This window comes from Pseudomonas sp. 3MA1 (genome assembly GCF_029237275.1).
GTDB lineage: Bacteria > Pseudomonadota > Gammaproteobacteria > Pseudomonadales > Pseudomonadaceae > Aquipseudomonas > Aquipseudomonas fluorescens_AP.
Genome location: NZ_JAACFX010000002.1, coordinates 209,444 through 228,993 on the forward strand (window position 1 = coordinate 209,444; position 19,550 = coordinate 228,993).

The 19,550-nt window shown below is 65.8% G+C and carries 16 protein-coding genes and 1 pseudogene; 5 read left to right on the forward strand and 12 right to left on the reverse strand.

The annotated features are described in order from the left end of the window. The first annotated feature begins 99 nt into the window (after positions 1-99). Positions 100-1,374 carry a HipA domain-containing protein gene (locus GWQ44_RS06075; protein ID WP_275927060.1) on the forward strand — a complete coding sequence of 425 codons (1,275 nt, stop codon included), beginning with the start codon at positions 100-102 and terminating at the stop codon, positions 1,372-1,374. Further along, a pseudogene (locus GWQ44_RS06080) lies at positions 1,371-1,637 on the forward strand (helix-turn-helix transcriptional regulator); the annotation flags it as partial. The gene GWQ44_RS06075 and the pseudogene GWQ44_RS06080, both read left to right, overlap by 4 nt. A gap of 80 nt (positions 1,638-1,717) precedes the next feature. On the opposite strand, the gene GWQ44_RS06085 reads toward GWQ44_RS06080, so the two are convergent. Together GWQ44_RS06085 and GWQ44_RS06090 are read right to left on the reverse strand one after the other, a co-directional pair. Further along, positions 1,718-2,554 carry an amino acid ABC transporter permease gene (locus GWQ44_RS06085; protein ID WP_275926876.1) on the reverse strand — a complete coding sequence of 279 codons (837 nt, stop codon included), beginning with the start codon at positions 2,552-2,554 and terminating at the stop codon, positions 1,718-1,720. Then, positions 2,551-3,372, reverse strand: coding sequence for an ABC transporter substrate-binding protein (locus tag GWQ44_RS06090; RefSeq protein ID WP_275926877.1), 822 nt, complete (start codon positions 3,370-3,372; stop codon positions 2,551-2,553). The genes GWQ44_RS06085 and GWQ44_RS06090 overlap by 4 nt, the downstream gene beginning before the upstream one ends. Before the next feature lie 110 nt (positions 3,373-3,482). Here GWQ44_RS06090 and GWQ44_RS06095 point away from each other — a divergent pair, with 110 nt between their 5' ends. After that, positions 3,483-4,382 (forward strand): homocysteine S-methyltransferase family protein, encoded by a 900-nt coding sequence (locus tag GWQ44_RS06095; protein ID WP_275926878.1) that lies wholly within the window; start codon positions 3,483-3,485, stop codon positions 4,380-4,382. Positions 4,383-4,553: 171 nt separating this feature from the next. Here GWQ44_RS06095 and GWQ44_RS06100 read toward each other — a convergent pair whose 3' ends face one another. From GWQ44_RS06100 to GWQ44_RS06110, 3 genes are read right to left on the reverse strand one after another with little or no spacing between them, the layout of a single operon-like run. Continuing rightward, the gene (locus GWQ44_RS06100; protein WP_016966290.1) at positions 4,554-5,225 is read right to left on the reverse strand and encodes a GNAT family protein; all 672 of its coding nucleotides are present in this window, start codon (positions 5,223-5,225) and stop codon (positions 4,554-4,556) included. Positions 5,226-5,244: 19 nt separating this feature from the next. Next, positions 5,245-5,691, reverse strand: coding sequence for a GNAT family N-acetyltransferase (locus tag GWQ44_RS06105; protein WP_275926879.1), 447 nt, complete (start codon positions 5,689-5,691; stop codon positions 5,245-5,247). A gap of 30 nt (positions 5,692-5,721) precedes the next feature. Continuing rightward, complete coding sequence (locus tag GWQ44_RS06110) at positions 5,722-6,345, reverse strand: FMN-binding negative transcriptional regulator (protein WP_275926880.1); 624 nt, start codon at positions 6,343-6,345, stop codon at positions 5,722-5,724. Positions 6,346-6,449: 104 nt separating this feature from the next. Between GWQ44_RS06110 and GWQ44_RS06115 the strand changes: the two genes are divergently transcribed. Both GWQ44_RS06115 and GWQ44_RS06120 read left to right on the forward strand, forming a co-directional pair. After that, positions 6,450-8,000 (forward strand): PLP-dependent aminotransferase family protein, encoded by a 1,551-nt coding sequence (locus GWQ44_RS06115; protein WP_275926881.1) that lies wholly within the window; start codon positions 6,450-6,452, stop codon positions 7,998-8,000. 40 nt (positions 8,001-8,040) lie between these two features. Then, entirely contained in the window at positions 8,041-9,252 is a 1,212-nt protein-coding gene (locus tag GWQ44_RS06120; RefSeq protein WP_275926882.1) for a YeeE/YedE family protein, read from the forward strand. Between the two features lie 170 nt (positions 9,253-9,422). On the opposite strand, the gene GWQ44_RS06125 is transcribed toward GWQ44_RS06120, so the two are convergent. The 7 genes from GWQ44_RS06125 to GWQ44_RS06155 all read right to left on the reverse strand — a co-directional run bounded on the left by GWQ44_RS06125 (position 9,423) and on the right by GWQ44_RS06155 (position 19,438). Next, positions 9,423-10,523, reverse strand: a complete 1,101-nt coding sequence (locus GWQ44_RS06125; RefSeq protein ID WP_275926883.1) for a polyamine ABC transporter substrate-binding protein — start codon at positions 10,521-10,523, stop codon at positions 9,423-9,425. A gap of 12 nt (positions 10,524-10,535) precedes the next feature. Further along, positions 10,536-11,567, reverse strand: a complete 1,032-nt coding sequence (locus GWQ44_RS06130; protein WP_275926884.1) for a histone deacetylase family protein — start codon at positions 11,565-11,567, stop codon at positions 10,536-10,538. 164 nt (positions 11,568-11,731) lie between these two features. Then, positions 11,732-13,645 (reverse strand): ankyrin repeat domain-containing protein, encoded by a 1,914-nt coding sequence (locus GWQ44_RS06135; protein WP_275927061.1) that lies wholly within the window; start codon positions 13,643-13,645, stop codon positions 11,732-11,734. Positions 13,646-13,754: 109 nt separating this feature from the next. Beyond that, complete coding sequence (locus tag GWQ44_RS06140; RefSeq protein ID WP_275926885.1) at positions 13,755-15,677, reverse strand: ankyrin repeat domain-containing protein; 1,923 nt, start codon at positions 15,675-15,677, stop codon at positions 13,755-13,757. Positions 15,678-15,748: 71 nt separating this feature from the next. Continuing rightward, a complete protein-coding gene (locus tag GWQ44_RS06145; RefSeq protein WP_275926886.1) occupies positions 15,749-16,741 on the reverse strand; it encodes an AraC family transcriptional regulator in 993 nt (330 codons plus the stop codon). 151 nt (positions 16,742-16,892) lie between these two features. Next, positions 16,893-17,894 carry an asparaginase gene (locus GWQ44_RS06150; RefSeq protein WP_103740627.1) on the reverse strand — a complete coding sequence of 334 codons (1,002 nt, stop codon included), beginning with the start codon at positions 17,892-17,894 and terminating at the stop codon, positions 16,893-16,895. A 104-nt stretch (positions 17,895-17,998) separates the two neighbouring features. Further along, positions 17,999-19,438, reverse strand: coding sequence for an alanine/glycine:cation symporter family protein (locus tag GWQ44_RS06155; RefSeq protein WP_016967122.1), 1,440 nt, complete (start codon positions 19,436-19,438; stop codon positions 17,999-18,001). Between the last annotated feature and the right edge of the window lie 112 nt (positions 19,439-19,550).

A 19,550-nucleotide genomic window follows, 5' to 3' on the forward strand; every position in this document is an offset into this window, starting at 1 on the left:
GATTGAAGCGGAACATCTCTTGAAGTGCAGCAAATGACAGGTACCCCAATGCTCCGGCTGACGTTGCAGCTCTACTGCGCAGGCGCGTGGGCCGATGCCATGACCCTGAGTTTCGACAACCCTGAAGAGGGCTTTGCCAGCCCGTGCAGCTTCGGTTATGTCCCGCAGTACCTGGTGGACAACCTGGACGCTGTTGCCAGCCCGCTGGGCCGTTCGGTCAGTGCCCAGATACCTCTGGGATGGGAGCCCTGGCGAGAGGACCGGGCGCCGGCCTTTCTTTATGACCTGGTCGCCACGCCGGCGACGCGCGGCTTTTTGCTCCGGCAGATCGGCCATGAGCGGCCCGATGGCATGGGCAGCGAGTTGTTCCTCCTGGCCCGAAGCACCGCGGCGCCCATTGGCCATCTGCGGATCAAGGAATCCCTGGCAGGGCTGCACAGGCGTCCGGCCCTGGGCTTCACCCGGGAACAGGTGGTGACCCTGGATAACCGTTTTCTTGAATACGCCCATGAACAGGCGGCGGCCTTGGGTGGCACGGCGAGCATCGGCGACGAAGCGCCCAAGCTGTTGCTGACAGAAAACCGCGAGGGCTTGTTGTACCCCGATGCGCTGCTCGATGACGCTTATGCCGCGCGTCATTGGTGGGTGAAGCTCCCCCGTCACCCGGCTTCGCCGAATGCCTGCGACATCCTCAGAAGCGAGTTCCATTATTACCGGGCGCTGCAGCAGCTGGGTATCGAGACGTTCCCGGCGCCTGGGCTGGCGCTGGAAGAGGGGCGGCGGCCAAGCCTGTGGATGCAGCGTTTTGACCGTCGGCTAACGCCCGCCGGAGTCGAGCGTCTGGCGGTGGAGTCGATCTATTCCCTGGCCGGGCTGGTGGGCCATGGCCAGGGCATGCGCCATACCGAAGTGCTGGGGATCCTCGCCGAACTGTGGCGCGCCACCGGCCAGGAGGCATTGATCCCCGAGCTGGTGGCGGACTACCTGCGGCGCGATCTGCTCAACAGGATCCTCGGCAACACGGACAATCATGGCCGCACGCTTGCGGTGGTTCGCACGGATACAGAGGTGCACCTGGCCCCGATCCATGACCTGGCGCCCAAGGTCATGGATGACCAGGGGATTGCCCGCACCACCAAATGGCCCGGACGCATGGAGGTGGCCGGTGACGTCGATTGGCGCCTGGTGTGTGCCAGCCTCAAGCCACTGCTCGATCCCGAGGCCGCCCTGACGCGCCTGCGCGCAGATGCCGAACACCTGCGGGCCCTGCCGGACCTGTTGAGTGCCGGCGGCCTGCCCGAAGCCACCTTCAATCACCCGCGCATTCACCTGCGCCACCTGGACCGACGCCTGCAGGAGTGGGGATTGCGATGAACATGACTGTGGAAGAACGCGGGGCGCTGATCGACGACATACAGCAGGAAATGGCCGGCGGTCGCTTGTCGATTGGCGATGCGGTCAAGCGCCTGCGCACCGAAGTCACAGGGCTGCATCAGAGCCAGTTCGCCAGGATGTGCCGGATTTCCCTGCGCACCCTGATCCATATCGAACACGGTGACGGCAACCCGACCCTCAAGTCACTGAACGCGGTGTTCAAGCCTTTCGGCCTGCAGATGGGGGTGGTGAAAGTGCAGAGAACCAGCCGCGCCCGTTCGTTGCTCGATGAGCTTGAGCGTTCGGCAAGCAGCCCGGGTGCTCCCGGGCCCTCGCTTGAACCTCAACCGCGCTTGGCGTAGCCCTTGCCGTAATGCCTTTCCATCCGCGCCTGGATCAGTTCCAGGCCGATGGACAGCAGCCAGTAGATCAGCGCCGCGGTGCTGAGCATCTCGATGTAGCGGTAGCTGGAGCGGCCGTAGGACTGGGCCAGGAACATCACTTCCCAGACCCCCATCACCGAAATCAGCGACGAGTCCTTGAGCATCGAGATGAACTGGTTGGTGGCCGGCGGGATGATGGTGCGCATGGCCTGGGGCAGGGTCACCTGCCAGAAGATCACGCTGTCGCTCATGCCCAGGGCCAGGGCGGCCTGGCGTTGGCCGTGGGGCACGCCAAGGATGCCGGCACGGAAAATCTCGCTGAGGTAGGCGCCGTAGTTCAGCGACAGGGCGATGATCCCGGCGGTAATGGCGCCCGGCACCACCCCCAGTTGCGGCAGGCCGAGGTAGATCAGCAGGATCTGGATCAGCAGCGGCGTGCCGCGAAAGAACGAGGCGTAGAAGCTGGCGATGCCGAACGCCACGGCGCTGGAAGACAGGCGTGCCAGGGCGGTGATGAAGCCCAGCAGCGACGAAGCGACGATGGAGCAGGCGCAGAGGAACAGGGTCAGCGCCGCGCCCTGGAGAAAGCCGCTGGGGGACAGGTGCAGGCCCAGCAGGTTCGGCAGCTTGTCGAGGATGATCGAGAACTTCAGGTCGAAGCTCAGGAAGAAGCTGGCGAACAGCCCCAGCAGCGCCGCCCAGGTCAGGTACAGACGGGTGCGAAAGCCCAGCAGGCGCTTGAGCAGCGGCTCAGCCACCGGTTGCGGTGGCTGAGGCGGTGGCGTGTAGGCAGTCATTGGCTGATGTCGGCGCCGATCCATTTCTGCGACAGCTTGCTCAGGGTGCCTTCCTGCTTCAACTGGGCGAAGACTTCACGCACCTTGGCATTCCACTGCGCATCGCCTTTCTCAATGGCCACCGAGTTGGGTTCGGCATACAGCGGCTCGCCGGCCAGCTTGAAGCGCGCATCCTGGGTCAGCCGCGGCTGGGCGGTGACCAGGTTGGTGAGGATCGCATCCAGGCGCACGCCCGGGCCCAGGCCGAGGTCCTGGAAAGCCACGTTGTCGGTGTCGTAGGGGGCGATCTGCACGTTCTCGAAAGGATATTGCAGCTGGGTGTCCTCGGCGCCTTCGATCACCAGGTTCTTGTTCAGGTAGCTCTCGTAGCTGGAGGCGGCGGTGAGGCCGACCTTCTTGTCGCTCAGGTCCTTGGCGCCGTGGATCCGCTCATCCTTGGCATTGACCACGATCACCGCCGGCGAGGCGTAGTACTGCACCGGGAAGTCGAAGACTTCGGCGCGGGCCTTGCTCGGGGTCATGGAGCAGATGCAGATGTCGTAGCGCCCGCTCCAGCGTCCGGCGGCGATCACATCCCAGGACGGGGTTTCCAGGCGCAGCTTGACCCCGAGCTTGTCGGCCACGGCCTTGGCCACGTCGACGTCGAAGCCGTCCAGCTGGTTCTGCTCATTGAGGAAGGAGAAGGGCGGGTAGCTTTCCATCAGCACCCCGACCAGCTCTTTTTTTTGCTCGATACGCTCCAGAGTGGCGCCGGCGAAGGCTTGGGAAGAGGCGGCGAGAAGGGTCAGGCCGAGGGCCAGCAGCGGTTTGAAATTCATCGGAATCCTGACTGAAAAAGAGTTGTTATTAACCGGATGGTGCGTATTTAATAGTTATAAGAACGACTCCGGTAGTGAGTTATTTTCATAAGCATATGAGTAAAAAGCATATGGGCGCAGGCAATACGGTAATTCTCGATGGCGGTATGGGGCGTGAACTGCAGCGTCGCGGGGCGCCGTTCCGGCAGCCCGAATGGTCGGCCCTGGCCCTGAGCGAAGCACCCGAGGCGGTGGAAGCGGTGCACGCGGCCTACATCGACAGCGGCGCCCAGGTGATCACCAGCAACAGCTACGCGGTGGTGCCGTTTCATATCGGCGAGGAACGTTTTGCCGCTGAAGGTCAGGCCCTGGCGGCCCTGGCCGGGCAATTGGCGCGCCGTGCGGTCGAGGCCTCCGGCAAGCCGGTGCGGGTGGCGGGTTCGCTGCCGCCACTGTTCGGCTCCTATCGCCCGGACCTGTTCGATGCCTCCCGCGTCGAGGAAGTGCTGAGCCCGCTGGTGCAAGGGCTGGCGCCCTTTGTCGACCTGTGGCTGGCGGAAACCCAAAGCTCGATCGCCGAGGCCCGGGCCATTCACGCCGGCTTGCCCAAGGACGGCAAGCCGTTCTGGCTGTCCTTTACCCTCAAGGATGAAGACGTCGATGAAGTGCCGCGCCTGCGTTCCGGCGAGCCGGTGGCCGAAGCGGCAGCCGCGGCGGCGCAACTGGGCGTGCAGACCCTGCTGTTCAACTGCAGCCAGCCGGAGGTAATTGGTGCGGCGGTGGATGCGGCTCGCGAGACCTTCGAGCGCCTGGGGGTGCAGATCCATATTGGCGTGTACGCCAACGCCTTCCCGCCGCAGCCCGAGGATGCCACCGCCAACGATGGCCTGTGTCCGCTGCGTGAAGACCTGGACCCGCCGGGTTATCTGCAATGGGTGGCGGACTGGCACCAGCGCGGTGCCAGCCATGTCGGCGGTTGCTGCGGCATCGGGCCTGAGCATATTGCGGTGTTGGCGCAGAAGCTGCGCTGACCCCTGTAGCCGCTGCCGCAGGCTGCGCCAAGGTCCGCAGGACCTTCCGCGGCCTTCAACGACGGCGCCCGCTGCGTCGGGGTGCCGCCCAGCCCGTTCGCAGCCTGCGGCAGCGGCTACAGATCTTCTACCAGGCCGGGTTCACCGCCCCCTCGCCGGCGAAAATCCCGCTTACCCGCGACACTCCGCCAGCGACTTGAGCTGCCCCGAACCACTCTGGTTCTCATCGCTGAGCCATTGCTCGAAGCCCTTGGCAATCGCCGGCCATTCCCCATCCAGAATCGAGAACCACGCGGTATCGCGGTTCTGCCCCTTGGCCACCATGTGCTGGCGAAACACCCCCTCGAAGCTGAAACCCAAACGCTCGGCGGCATAGCGCGAGCGGGCGTTGGCGTTGTTGCACTTCCACTCCAGGCGCCGGTAGCCCAGGGCAAAGGCTTCCTTGGCCAGCAGGTACACCGCCTCAGTGCTCTTGGGCGAGCGCTGCATCGGCGCGCCGAAGGTCACGTGGCCGATCTCGATGCGGCCCTGGGCCGGGACGATGGACATCAGGCTGATCAGGCCCTGGGCCTGGCCGCTGGCGCGGTCGATCACGGTGAAGAAATACGGGTCGCTGGCAAGGGCGTGGTTACCGAGCCAGGCATCGAACGCCGCGCGCTCGGGGAAGGGGCCATAAGGCAGGTAGTCCCACAGCACAGGGTCGGCGCCAGGGCCTTGCAGCACCTGGAACAGCTGATCGCCGTGGCGCGCCGGGTCGAGCCTTTCCAGACGGATGAAGCGGCCTTCCAGCAGGGTGGCCGAAGGGGCGGGGACGCCTTTCCAATCGGCAAGTGAAATCGACATGCAGTGGCTCCTTGCGGGTTCAGAGGGGTTTGCGGAACTGGATAAAGCCCGGGCGTTCGGCGATGCGCTCGTAGAGCTGGATGGCCGTGGCATTGGTTTCGTGGGTCAGCCAGTGCACCTTGGCGCAGCCGTCCTGCTTGGCCTGGGCGTAGACGAACTCGATCAGCTGGCGGCCGACGCCGGTGCCGCGCTGCTCCGGGGTCACCAGCAGGTCCTGCAGGTAGCAGGAATTCTCGATGCTCCAGTTGGAACGGTGGTAGATGAAATGCACCAGGCCCACGGCGCGCTCGCCGTCCCAGGCCAGGGCGGCGTGGGTCGGTTCGCCGGCATCGAGAAAGCGCTGCCAGGTGCTCTGGGTCACGGCGTCCGGCAGTTCGGTTTCGTAGAAGCGCAGGTAGGCCTGCCACAACGGCAGCCAGGCGGAATGGTCGGCAGCGGTGACGGGGCGGATCTGGATCTGGCTCATGAAGGCTCCTTTATTGTTCTGGGCGGGCACTCAGCCCATCAGTTGCGATAGGTGTTGGTCACGCGGGTCGGCGCTGGCCGCCAGACCGTCGCGGACCCCGGCAATATCTTCGGCATTGCGGTTCTGGCTGAGCTTGCGCTTGCCCTCCAGGCGCTGGATCGGCAGGGCGAAACCGACAATCGCTTTGAGCATGCCGTCGATGTAGTCGGCCGGGGCATCGGCGACTTTCCACGGCTGCGGGCGACCGGCCTCGTGGCGCTCGGTCAGGCCCTCGACCACCTGCTGCAGGCGCTGCGGGTCGGTGAAGACCTCCGGCTGGCCATAGGCGTGCACCGCCACGTAGTTCCAGGTGGGCACCACTTTGCCGTGTTCGGCCTTGCTCGGATAGAACGACGGGCTGACGTAGGCGTCTTCGCCGCTGAAGATCACCAGGGCCTCGGCGCCGCTGGCCAGCTCGGTGCATTGCGGGTTGGCCTTGGCCAAGTGTCCGTAGAGGGTGCCATTGGGCCCCTGTGCGGGGTCCAGCAGCAGTGGCACGTGGCTGGCCTGCAGGCCCAGGGCGCCCCAGGTCACCAGGGTCGCCAGACGGCTGTGCTGGATCACGCCCTGCAGGCGGGGGAGGTCTTCATCGACGAAAGCGCGCGGTAGGTACATGGAAAAAATCCTTGGCGAGTGGCTGCATCCTAGGCAGGCTAATGGTTCGTTGTAAGAGCCATCTCTGGTCTATTTCATAGGTCCAATTCCCGGGAGATCCCGCGATGAACAGTGCGTTGCCTCCGCTGTCTTTCAACCCTGCCGGGATCGAGCTGGATCGCCGCCAGGGCCTCAGTCGCCAGCTGTACCAGGCCCTGCGCCTGCGGGTGCTGGACGGGCGCCTGGCCAGTGGCACGCGCTTGCCGGCCAGCCGCGACTTGGCCGCCGCCCTGGGGATTTCCCGCAACAGCGTGGTGCGCGCCTATGACCAGCTGTATGCCGAGGGTTTTATCGAAGGCCGGGTCGGCGATGGCACCTACGTGGCCCAATTGCCGGAAACCCGCTTACCCATCAAAAAACTATCCACAAAAGTATCCACAGGCTTTTCAACAGGCTTACCCACAGGGTTATCCACAAAATCGACCGAAATAACTGGTGATCCATCCAGTAAAGTTATCCACAGCAGTGGTCTGCAGCGCCTGCAAAAGCATCATCTGAGCACGCCACCCAGTGGCCCGCCGCGGGCTTTTCGGGTCGGCGTGCCGGCGTTCGATCTGTTCCCGTTCGAGGTCTGGGCCAAGCTGAATGCGGCTTTCTGGCGCAGGCCGAACCTGCATCTGCTGTGCTACGGCGATTCCGCCGGCGATTCGCGGCTGCGCAGCCTGATCGCCGCTTACCTGCGCAGCGCCCGTGGGCTGCAATGCAGCGCTGAACAAATTGTGATCACCAGTGGCGCGCAACAGGGCATCAGCCTTTGTGCACAGCTGCTGGTGGAGCCCGGCGACGTGGTGGCTGTGGAAAACCCCGGCTATCGGGCGGCCGGTCACGCCTTTGCCGTGGCCGGGGCGCAACTGCAGGGCGTGGCGGTGGACCAGGAGGGCATCGACTGCCGTCAGCTGGAGCAACTGGACCAGTGCCGCCTGGCCTATGTCACCCCGTCCCACCAGTACCCCACCGGGGTGATCATGAGCCTGGCCCGGCGCCTGGAGCTGCTGGCCTGGGCCGAGCGCAGCGGCGGCTGGATCGTCGAGGACGACTACGACGGCGAGTACCGCTACAGCGGCGCGCCCCTGGCCCCGCTGGCGGCGCTGGACCGCCAGGGCCGGGTGATCTACGTCGGCACCTTCGGCAAGGTGGCGTTCCCGGCGCTGCGCCTGGGCTACCTGGTGCTGCCGCCTGATCTGGTGCAGGCCTTTGCCCGGCGCCGGGCGGTGGACGTGCGCCATTCCGAAGTCAGCACCCAGGCGGTGATGGCCGAGTTCATGGCCGCCGGGCACTTCCAGCGGCATATCCGGCGCATGCGCCGCGCGGCGCAGAGCCGGCTCAACTGTTTGCTCGCCGCTTGGCCCCAGGCGATCCCGGGCGTCGGGCCGCTGCCCACGGTGGCCGCCGGGCTGCACCTGACGGTGCGCGTGGACAGCCTGGCCCGGGAGCAGCAACTGCTGGAGCAGGCGGCCAGCGTCGATGTCGAGGTCAATGGCTTGAGCACTTACTGGCTGCCGGAAACCCGGTTGCCCGAGGACCAACGGGCCGGGCTGGTACTGGGCTTCGCCGCGGTGCCCGAGGCCGATATCCAGGCCGCCCTGGGCCGCCTGCGCCAGGCCTGGCGGGTCTGACCGGGTATACTCGCGGCCATTTCCTCGCCCGAGATAGCTCATGAGCCAGACCCTCCCCGCGGCGCCGCAACGCACGTTCGGCGCCCCCCTGTTCGCCTTGCTGCTACTGCTGGCCGGCGCCTTGTTCCTGCAGGCCCAGGTGGGCGCGCGACAGGTGCTGCTGTTGCTGCTCGGCGCCGCCCTGGGGCTGACCCTGTACCACGCGGCTTTTGGTTTTACCTCGGCCTGGCGGGTGTTTATCCGCGATCGGCGCGGTGCCGGCCTGCGGGCGCAGATGGTCATGCTGGCCCTGGCGGTGCTGCTGTTCTTCCCGGCGCTGGGGGCGGGCAGCCTGTTCGGCCAGCCGGTGGTGGGGCTGGTGGCGCCGGCCGGGGTGTCGGTGATCGTCGGTGCCTTCATTTTCGGCATCGGCATGCAACTGGGCGGCGGTTGCGCCTCGGGCACCCTGTTCACCGTCGGCGGCGGCAATGCGCGGATGCTGGTGACCCTGGCGTTCTTCATCTGCGGCTCGCTGCTTGCCACACAGCATGTGCACTGGTGGTTTGCCCTGCCGTCGCTGCCGCCGATCTCCATCGTCCAGAGCTTCGGCGTCGGCCCGGCCCTGGGCTTGAGCCTGTGCCTGTTCGCGCTGATCGCCTTGCTCACCCAGACCCTGGAAAAACGCCGCCATGGCAGCCTCGAAGCCCCGGTCGCCAGCCAGCACCAAGGCTGGCGCCGGTTGTTGCGCGGTCCCTGGCCACTGGTCTGGGGCGCGGTGGCCCTGGCCTTGCTCAACTTCGCCACTCTGGCCCTGGCCGGGCGCCCGTGGGGCATCACCTCGGCCTTTGCCCTGTGGGGCGCGAAACTCGCCAGTGGCTTGGGCGTGGACGTGGGCAGTTGGGTGTTCTGGCAGGGCGCGGCGAACGCCAAGGCCCTGGCCGCCCCGGTGTGGCAGGACATCACCAGCGTCATGGACATCGGCATTGTCCTGGGGGCCTTGCTGGCGGCGGGACTGGCGGGACGTTTTGCCCCCAACCTGAGAATCCCCACCCGTTCCCTGGTGGCGGCGGTGATTGGCGGACTGCTGCTGGGCTACGGTTCGCGCCTGGCCTATGGCTGCAACATCGGCGCCTACTTCAGCGGCATCGCCTCCGGCAGCCTGCACGGCTGGCTGTGGCTGGTGGCGGCCTTTATCGGCAACGGCGTCGGCGTGCGCCTGCGGCCCTGGTTCTTCACCGAAGAACGCAGCCCCCAAGGCCTCACCGGCTGCTGAGCACTTGTCGTGGCGAGGGAGCTTGCTCCCGCTCGGCCGCGCAGCGGTCGTCAAGCCGGTTGTCGCGGTGTATCAGGCAGAACCGGGAAACCGCCCCTGGGCTTGCTGCGCAATCCAGCGCGAGCAAGCTCGCTCGCCACAGGGAGCGCGGTTCCCGTTCTGGATGAGGGTCAGGTGCCGGACTTGATCTTGGTCCAGGCCCGGGTCCGCGCCCGCTCTGCATCACGGGGCAGCGGTTGCAGTGTGTACAGGGTGCTCATCGCCGCTTCTGTCGGGTACAGGTTGGGGTTGTTGCGGATCGAAGGATCCACCAGTCCGGTGGCGTCCTTGTTCGGGTTCGGGTAACCGACAAAGTCGCTGACCGGGGCAATCACCTGAGGTTGCAGCAGGTAGTTGATGAAGGTGTAGGCATCTTCCGGGTTCTTGGCGCCCTTGGGGATCGCCAGCATGTCGAACCAGATCGGCGCGCCTTCCTTGGGCAGGCGCATGTCCACGGTCACTCCGTTCTTGGCTTCCTTGGCCCGGTTGGCGGCCTGGGAGAAGCTCCCCGAATAGCCCACCGCCACGCAGATATCGCCGTTGGCGATGTCGGCCATGTACTTGGACGAGTGGAAGTAGGTGATGTAAGGCCGGATCTTCATCAGCAGCGCTTCAGCCTTTTCGTAGTCCGCCGGCTTCTTGCTGTTGGGGTCCAGGCCCAGGTGCTGCAGGGCCAGGGGCAGGATTTCCGAAGGCGAATCCAGCAGGGCCACGCCGCACTGCTTGAGCTTGCTGATGTTCTCTTCCTTGAAGATCAGGTCCCAGCTGTCCACCGGCGCCTTGTCGCCCAGGGCGGCCTTGATCTTGTCCGGGTTGAAGCCGATCAGGATGGTGCCGTACATGTAGGGCACGGCGAATTGGTTGCCCGGATCGTTGGCCTCGATCAGCTTCATCAGCTTGGGGTCCAGGTGGTTCCAGTTGGGCAGCTTGCTGCGGTCCAGGGGTTGGAACACCCCAGCCTCGATCTGCTTCGCCAGGAACACGTTGGACGGCACCACCACGTCATACCCGGAGTTGCCGGTCAGCAGCTTGGCTTCCAGGGCTTCGTTGGTGTCGAAGATGTCGTAGACCAGCTTCACCTGGCTGTTCTGCGCCTTGAAATCTTCCAGGGCCTTGGGGGTGATGTAGTCGAACCAGTTGTACACCCGCAGGGTGCGTTCCTCGGCGTGGGCGGCGGTGCCCAGCAGGCTGGCGCACAGGGCGGGAACCATTAAGCGTTTGAGTCTTTGCATGATGCGGATCCCTCACTGGGCGCTTTGAAAACCTTCGAGAACGTTGACGGCGTTGATGCCGATTTCCTCTACCGCGTAACCGCCTTCCATGACGAACAGCACGGGCTTGCCGAGGGCAGCGATGCGCTTGCCCATGGCCAGGTAATCCGGGCTGTCGAGTTTGAATTGCGAGATCGGGTCGTCCTTGAAAGTGTCCACGCCCAGGGACACCACGATGATGTCGGCGTCATAGCGCTGGATCTCGTTGCAGGCCTGCTCCAGGGCCGCGCTCCACACATCCCAGCCGCTGCCGGCGGCCAGTGGGTAGTTGAAGTTGAAGCCTTCCCCGGCGCCTTCGCCGCATTCGTCGGCATAGCCCAGGAAGAACGGGAACTCGGCTTCCGGGTGGCCGTGGATCGAGGTGAAGAGCACGTCGCTGCGCTCATAGAAAATCGATTGGGTGCCGTTACCGTGGTGGTAGTCGACGTCGAGGATCGCGACTTTCTTGTGGCCCTGGTCGAGGAAGGCCTGGGCGGCGATGGCGGCGTTGTTCAGGTAGCAGTAGCCGCCCATCAGGTCGCTGGCGGCGTGGTGTCCCGGTGGCCGGCACAGGGCAAACGCGCTGTGGGCGCCTTTCTGGATATGGGCCTGGGCGGTCAGCGCCACTTGCGCCGCGCTGTAGGCCGCCTGCCAGGTGCCGGCGGTGATCGGCGCGCCGCCGTCGAAGCTGTAGTAGCCCAGCTGGCCATGGAGGCTGGTGGGAATCACGCTGCGCAGGGTGCGCGCCGGCCAGGTGTAGGGCAGCAGGTCGCCGTCGATGCCCTGGGCCGCCCAGCGTTCCCAGGCGCCTTTGAAGAAGTCCAGATAGGCGCGGCTGTGGATGCGTTCGATGGGCTCCAGGCCGAAATCCTTGGGCGCCTGCACCGGCCCCAGGTTCTGATGTTTCACCCGATCCAGCACGTGGTCGGCCCGGGAAGGCATTTCGAAGCAGGGCATCAGTTGCCCGTCGATGAGTTCGCAACGGCCGTGGTGCAGGTGGTGATCGTCCGAGTAGATCGTCAGCATTTTCTTGTTCTCCGCAGGCTGATTCGGTGGATCACAGTCTTGCGGGGCGCGGGGTTTCGGAGAACGGCAGGAGCGGCCAAAAGGGGATTGATCTGGCCAAAGTGTTTGACCGAAATTCGCCCCTTAAAGAGGCGCGGCGCCCCATTGCGGGGCGCCATCCGGTTTCAGCTGGCAGGCGGGGTAGGGGCGTAGCGCTGCAGGACCTTGAGCATGTCCTCGCGCTTTTTCCGGGCGATGGCTTCCAGCAACAGGGTGTAGCCCTTTTTCTCGCAGTGCTGGCCGACATTCGGGTCGGCGCCTTTCTCCAGCAGCAGGGTGAACAGTTCCAGGGTGTCCTGCTGGCTGACGGAGGGTGACTGGGCGTCGGCGGAGGTCTTGTCGGCCACCAGGGTCAGCAGGCTTTCGCCCACGGGCTGGTTATTGCAGACGGCACGGCCGTAGCTCAGGTTGAGGTTGGCGCCGGCCGCTATCAACTGCTTCATGGCCACGTAGTTGTTGCCCGAGAAGGCCCGGTACAGTGCGGTTTCGCCGTCATTCTTGTTGCGCAGGTCGAGGTTTTGCGGGTACTGCAGCAGCCAGCTGAAGCCTTGCAGGCTGCGCTTGTTCTCGGCCATCTGCATCAGTGGTGTCACGCCCTGGCTGTCGGGTTCGTCGATGGCCACGCCAGCCTCGATGAGGAACTTCAGGCGCCCGCCCTGGCTCAGGTCGGGGCTGTCGCCCAGGTCGCGGCGCATGGCCAGGGTCGCCAGGGTGGTCCAGTTGTACAGGCCGCGGGTGTGGGCGCCGTGCTCCAGCAGCAGCCGGGCGATGTCCAGGTGCGGTGCGTCCAGGGCGTGCAACAGCGCGCTGCGGCCATCGTCGGCCATGACCTCGCCGCTGATGCCACTGGCCAGCAGGCGCTGCACTTCGCTCAGGTCGCCGGCATCCGCGGCGGCCACCAGCGGCCAGAAGGCTTGGCACGCCTGGGGGTTGGCGGCGCTCAAGCCCAAGCGCTGCAGCACCCGGGGCGGGATGCTCATCTGGCGCTTCAGGCGCAGGCCGCAATACACCCGATAGCCCTCGATGGCCCGGCCCTGATGGGCGTTGTCCAGCGGCCGCTGTTCGAATAGCGCCCAGTCCAGGTCCGCCAGGTTGAGGTAGGTCGGCATGCGCCCAGGGTCGCGGCGCAGCACTTCCTGGAGCCAGGGGCGAGCCGTTTGTAGCTGCCCGGCCTGGCTGGCCCAGAAGGCGATGTCATTGAGCAGGCCGGCGTATTCGCGGCGCTCGGTGGCGATGCTGCGAAAGTCATGGGTGACGAAAAAGTCTTCCACCTTGCGGATGCCCGGCAGTTTGTCCTTGGCCGTGCGCAGTTGTTCGTGCAGCGCGCGGAACTCTTTCCAGAGGCTGTCCGGGGTCGAGGCTGGCGCAGGCACAAAGGCATTGACGGTGATCGGCCCGCTGCCTTGGGTGAAGGGGCGGAACCACGGCGGGAATGTCTCCAGGGCCTGCAACCACTGCCGCCCGGTTTCCTCGCTGATGGGTTGCAACGGGGTGAATTCCATCTGGCTAAGGTCCTGGCGGTGACTGATGGCCAGCAGCGGGTGCTGCGGATCGCGCTGGTCGATCAGCAGGTAGCGCCCGCTAAGTTGCCACTCGGATGGCTCCTTGCACTGAAAGCCCAGGGGCGTCAGGGTGATGCCGGGGGCCAGGCTGTTGCTCGTGGGCCAGATATCGCTGACCTGGATGTCATCGCCCGGGGTCACACAGGCCCGCAGCTCTTCAGGGCTGAACAGGACCATCGGCGGCGACTTGTAGACCCGCTGCCGGTACTGCAGGTCCTGATAGCCATTGAAGTAGAACAGCCCGCGGTACTGGCTCAGGACAATCCGCAGCGGCATCCGCGCCAGGCCCGGCAGGGGGAAAGGCTTGAGCTCCAGGGTGGCGGTTTCCGGGGAGTCGAGGACGAAGTTGCGGCGCATTCCCGACCATTTGAACCAGGCCAGGTCCACGTCGAAGGCCTGGGCCGCGGGGGCGGCAACCAGCAGTGCCAGCGCCAGGCCAAGCCCGCGAATGCCGTTGCGCCGGGCGATGGCGGTCAATAGGTTCACGTGTGCAGTCCCTTGCCGGTAGAAAGCCCGGCAATGTAATGCAATCGGCGCCGTTGTGCCGGGCTTTGTTGCAGGGGCGCAGCGGGCTCGGCGCCACGCCTCAAAGGCGAAACGCCGTCGCCGGCGGTGGCGGCGCAAAGCCTTGCAGCACCTTGAGCATGTCGTCGCGCTTGCGCCGGGCCATGATCTCCAGCAGCCAGGTGTAGCCGTTGTTCTTGCAGTAGCGGCCGACGTTGGGATCGGCGCCTTTTTCCAGCAGCAGGGTGAACATGTCCAGGCTCTGTTGCTGGCTGACCCAGGGATTGATGACCTCGGGCGAGCCCTGTTCGGCGACGATCATCAGCAGGCTTTGGCGACTCGGCTGCTGTTCGCAAACGTAGCGGCCATAGCTCAGGTTGAGGTTGGCACCGGCCTCTATCAGTTTTCTGGCAGCGGCGTAGTTGCCGCCCCTGAGCGCCAGAAACAGTGCGGTTTCGCCGTCTGGCCCGCTGCGCTTGTCGAGGTCTTGCGGGTGTTGCAGCAACCAGTTGAAGCGCTCGATGTCGTCGCGTTCCTTGGCCATGGCCTGCAGCACAGTGCCGCCCTGGACATCCTGTTCATCGATGGCGGCGCCGGCCTGCAGGAGGAAGTTCAGGCGCTTGGCCTGGCTCAGGTCCGGGTTGTCCTTGAGGTCGCGGCGCATGGCCAGGAACACCTGGGTGCGGCCGTTGTACTGGCCCTGGGGGCGGGCGCCATGGGCCAGCAACAGCCGGGCGATCTCCAGGTCGGGCTTATCCAGGGCGTGCAACAGCGCCGGGCGCCCATCGGCGGCGATCACGTCGCCGCGCAGGCCGTTCTCCAGCAGGCGCCGGACTTCGCCCGCGTCACCCTGGTCCACCGCCGTCACCAGCGGCCAGGCGCTTTGGCAGGCCTGTTCGCTGGGTGCCTCAAGGCCCAGGCGCTGGGTGACCCTGGCGGGGACCCCGAGCTGGCGTTGCAGGCGCAGCCCGCAATACAGCCGATAGTTCTCCATGGCCCGGCCCAGGTGCCTGGAGTCTCCCGGCTGCTGCTCGTACAGGCGCCAATCCAGGTCCGCCAGATTGAGGTAGGTCGGCATGCGCCCCGGGTCGCGGCGCAGTACGTAGGCCAGCCAGGGCCGGGCGCTCTGCAACTGGCCGGCCTCGGTGGCCCAATAGGCGATGTCGTTGAGCAGGCCCGGGTAGGTGCTGCGCTCGGGGGCGATCGCGCGAAAGTCATGGCGGGTGAAGAAGGCTTGCACCCGGACGATGCCCGGGGCCTTGTCCTTGGCGTCGCGCAGTTGCGCGTGCAACTGGCGGAACTGCGCCCAGACCTGCTCCGCGCCGAGCTCCGGCGCATAGGGCTTGACGCTCAGCTGGCCGCTGCTGGCGTCAAAGGGTGCCAGCAGCTTCGGGTACTTCTGCAGGGCTTGCAGCCATTGCTGCTGGACCTCGGCGCTGATCGGTTGCTGCGGGGTGAAGTCGATCCGTGCCTCGCCCTGGCGCTGACCGATGGCCAGCAACGGCCGCTGGGGATCGCGGCTGTCCACCAGCAGGTAGCGATTGCTCAACTCCCAGCCCGGGCTCTGGCAGTCGAAACTCAGTTTGGTCAGGCTCAGGGCGGCTTCCAGCTGCTTGCTCGGTGGCCAGTTGTCGGTGGCCGTAACGGGGAGCTGCTCGGGCACGCAGGCCTGTAGTTCCTGGGCATCGAACAGCGGCAGGGGTGGCGACTTGTAGACCCGCTGCCGGTACTGCCCATCCGTATAGCCATTGAGATAGAACAGCCCGTGGTATTGGCTGAGGATCACCCGTGCCGGCGCCTGGGCCAGCCCGGGCAGGGGAAAGGGTTCGAGTTGCAGGGTGGCGGTTTCCGGATCGTCCAGAAGGATGCTGCTCTGCAACTCCCACCAGCGGATTTTCGACAGCTCGAAGGCCTGGGCGACGGGGCCGCCGGTCAGCAGCGTCAGTGCCAGACACAGCCCGCGAATACCGATGCGCCGGGCGATGGCGCCTGTGATTGGGTTCAAGCTTGCAGTCCCTTGCCGGTGTCAAAGGTCGGCAATGTAATGCAATCCGCAGCTTTATGCCGGGGTTTGTCTCAGGGCCGGAACTGGCTCGGCGCCACGCCGCTCCAGCGGATGAAGGCATGGCGAAAGCTCGCGGTTTCACTGAAGCCCAGGGCCTCGGCGATGCGGTAGATGGGCAGCTGGTCTTCGCAGAGCATCTGCTTGGCCCGCTCGAAGCGCAGCTCGTCCAGCAGTTCCTGATAGCTGCAGCCCAGGTCGCGCAGATGGCGGCGCAGGGTCCGGGCCGAGCAGTTCATCTGTTCCGCCAGCCCCTCCAGCCCCGGCGCGGCGTCCAGCTGCGCCGCCAGCAGCTGGCGGATGCGCCCCAGCCAGGCCTGGCGCCCGGTGAACTCGGTGTTCTGCTTGCGGCAGCGTTCGGCCATGGCCTGGTGGGTGATGGCGTCCGCCAGGGGCAGGGGGTGTTCGAGCCATTGCTGGTCGAAGGCGAAGGCGTTGCTGCGGGCGTTGAATTGCAGCGGACAGTCGAAGGCTTCGCGGTAGCGCTGTTGATAGTCCGGCGCCGGGTAGTCGAAACGCGCCCCCAGCAGCGGCAATGGGTGGCCCAGCAAGTCGTCGCAGATGACCTTCAGCGACACCAGGCAGAACTCGGTATTGAACGCCGCCAGGGCCGGGTTTTCGCGGTAGCCGGCGGCGGTGAACCAGATGCGCGGGCCGTCGGCTTCCAGGCTCAGTTCGAAAAGTGTTCCCAACAGCGCCGGATAGCGCATGGCCAGGCGCAAAGCGTCACCTAAGGTGGCACTGGTGAGCAGGGCATAGCCGAGCATGCCGTAGGAGGAAACGTGCATGCGCCGGCCCAGTTCCAGGCCGATGTCCCGTTGCAGGGCCACGGCATTGGCGCACACCAGCATCTCCTGGTTGGTGGTGATGCGAGTGTCGGCGCGGCTCAGGTCGGCGGGGTTTATCCCGCTGCCGGCTAGCAGGGCTTCACTGTCCTGGCCCTGTTCCTTGAAGGTGTTGAGCACCAGGGAAACGGCGTTGAGGGTGGTGAGGTGCGAGTGCAGCATGCGCAGATTCCAGCCAGGGAAAGACCCTTAACCGGAGCAAGTTGCATGCCGCCCTGCATCTGCGGGTGCTGGAGCTGGTTGCAGGCGCTGGCTTGCCAGCGAAGAGGCCCTCAAGACCGCCTTCGCCGGCAAGCCGGCTCCTACGGATGGATCAGGCCAGTTCGCCGCACAGGTCCAGTTCCACCAGGCGTCGCACTTCGCTGTTGGCCAGCCCGGCGCCGAGCAGGGCGTTGAGCTTGCCGAACGCCGCTTCGCGAGTCATGCCGCCACCAGACAGCACGCCCACGCCGCGCAGGCGGCTGCCGGCTTCGTAGATGTCCAGCTCCACACCGCCTTCATGGCACTGGGTTACCGCCACCACGACGATGCCTTGCTCCTGGGCGCGCTTGAGACTGGCCAGGAACGCCGGGTTGTCGCTAGGACCGGTGCCGCTGCCGAAGCATTCCAGGACCAGGGCCTGGATGCCGCTGTCGAGCACGCCGTCCAGCAGCTCGGCGCCGATGCCGGGGAACAGCGGCAGCACGCCGACCTTGGCCAGCTGCCTGGCCTGGCGGTAGTCCAGCGCAGCAGGAAGCGCTTCGGCCTTTGCGCCGCCGCCATTGCGTTGCAGGGCGGCGAATGGGTGGCGGCCGAAGCTGCGGATTTTTGCGCAGCGGGTCGGTGCCAGCAGTTCGCCGTGGAAGTACAGGTGCACCCCCGGTGCCAGGCCCTGGCCCAGGGCCAACAGGGCGCCGCTGAGGTTTTCCCAGGCGTCGCTGTCGGGCACGCCGGCCGGCAGCATCGAGCCGGTGAACAGCACCGGCGCCGGCAGGCCCAGCAACTGGAAGCTCATGGCGGCGGCGCTGTAGGCCAGGGTGTCGGTGCCGTGGAGGATCAGCACGCTGTCGCAACCCTGGTCCACGGCTTCGACCACCGCTGCACGCAGACGCTGCCAGTAGTCGGGGGTCATGTTGGCGCTGTCGATCAGCGGCGCCATCTCGCGAAAGCGCCAGGTCGGCACCACCAGTTCGGGCTGGCTGTCGAGGTAGGCGCGCATGCGCACGTCGAAACCCGAAGCCGGGGCCAGGCCGTCGGCGCTGGCTTGCATGCCGATGGTGCCACCGGTGTAGAGCACCATGACGTGCTGGGCGGCAGGGTAGGTCGAAGGGTTCATGGGATTCTCCGAAACGGTGAGTACCTGTGGCCGCGGGCAAGCCTGCGGCCACATTTATCGCACTGTAACCGACGGGCGCAGAGGACGCGCCCGTCGTTCACCCGTCAGCGTTGCGCTGCGGGCACGCCTTGCGGCTCGGCCTGGGTGGCGGCCGAAGGTTCGGCAGGCCAGGCCTTCAGGTCCAGGTCCAGATCGGCGAATTTGCGCGAGTCGAACACCGGCTGGTCGACGCCGGCGCGGCGCTGCTCGTCGTAGTCGCGCATCACCCGCAGGCCGACCTTGAACAGCATGGCCAGGGCCACCAGGTTGACGAAGGCCAGGCAGGTCATGGTGATGTCGGCGAAGGCGAACACGGTCGAGAGGTCCTGCATCGAACCCCAGACCACCAGCGCCAGCACCAGGCCGCGGAACAGCATCAGCACGGCGCGGTTGCGGGTGAGGAACTGCAGGCTGTTCTCGCCCAGGTAGTAGTTGTAGAGGATGCAGGTGAAGACGAACAACGACAGCGCGACGCTGACGAACAGGCGGCCCCAGTCACCGACCACGGCGGCCAGCGAGTTCTGGGTCAGGACGATGCCGTCGCCTTCGAAGCCCGGGGTGTAGAAGCCCGACAGCAGGATCAGCAGCGCGGTGCAGGTGCAGATCACGAAGGTGTCGAGGAACACGCTGAACGCCTGGACCACGCCCTGGGCGCCCGGGTGCTTCACTGCAGCCACCGCGGCCACGTTAGGCGCGCTGCCCAGGCCCGCTTCGTTGGCGAACACGCCACGCTTCACGCCCATGACGATGGCGCTGCCGAGCAGGCCGCCGAAGGCCGGGTCGAGGCCGAAGGCGCTCTTGATGATGGTTTCCAGCATGGCCGGTACGTGTTCGATCTGGGTGCCGATTACGTACAGGGTCACGGCGATGTAGGCCAGGGTCTTGACCGGCACCAGCAGGTCGGACACTGCGGCGATGCGCTTGATGCCGCCGATGAAGGTGATGGCCAGCAGCACCGCCAGGACGATGCCGGTGTGGCTTGGGGCGAAGGCAAAGGCGTCCTGCAGCGAGTGGGTCACGGTGTAGGACTGCAGGCCGATGAAGGCGAAGCCGTAGGTGACCAGCAGCAGGATCGAGAACACCACCGCCATGCCTTTGAGCTTCAGGCCGTGCTGGATGTAGTAGGCCGGGCCACCACGGTACAGGCCGTCGCCGTCGGCGCGCTTGTAGACCTGGGCCAGGGTGCATTCGAAGAAGCTGCTGGACATGCCGACCAGCGCGGTCACCCACATCCAGAACACCGCGCCCGGGCCACCCAGGGTCACGGCGATGCCGACGCCGGCGATGTTGCCCGCGCCCACTCGGCCGGCGAGGCTGAGCATCAGCGCCTGGAACGAGCTGAGCTGGCCGCCGCTGCTTTTCAGGCTGTCGCGGAACACCGCGAACATATGGAGGAAATGGCGCAATTGAACGAAACGCGAGCGGATCGTGAAGTAGCTGCCGAGCCCGACAATGAGCACGATCAGTACTTTCCCTGAGAGGAAGTCGTTGATGACTTCGAGCATGGATTATTCCTCGCTGTTTTTTGTGTAGGCAAAAGCAGAGCGGACGGAAACATTCTGTTACACCGCTGATTGCACGCACGGCAAGGCGGTGGGGCGAGCGTTCGTCCCGGTT